Genomic DNA, 338 nt, shown 5'->3' on the forward strand with positions numbered 1-338 from the left:
ATCGAGAACTCACCCCGATGCAACGACCGATGACACGACCCGCACAACAAGATCAAATTGTCCGGATCCGTCCGCCCACCCACCGACCACCACCGCACATGATGAGCATGCAGATGACGCGTCCGACCACACCCCGGCATCTGACAACACCGATCCCGCACAAACAACGCCCGCACCAACGCCTTGTTCGGCGCCCGCCGACGACGCCCCACACCCAACAACGCCAGCTTCCCCGGCTGCCCCGGAACCCTGCGACTCACCACATCTCGAATCGACGCACCGCACCGAGCCTCGGCCACCTCGACCTCAGACAACGCCGGACCATCATCGAGATGAGC

The 338-nt window shown here is 63.6% G+C and carries 1 protein-coding gene; it reads right to left on the reverse strand.

Annotation, left to right across the window (positions count from 1 at the left end; all coding sequences use genetic code 11):
- Window positions 1-338 (reverse strand): HNH endonuclease (locus AMD30_RS24915; protein WP_197282855.1); only part of this gene is annotated, 338 nt, incomplete at both ends.

Source organism: Gordonia sp. HS-NH1 (assembly GCF_001418765.1).
Lineage (GTDB): Bacteria > Actinomycetota > Actinomycetes > Mycobacteriales > Mycobacteriaceae > Gordonia.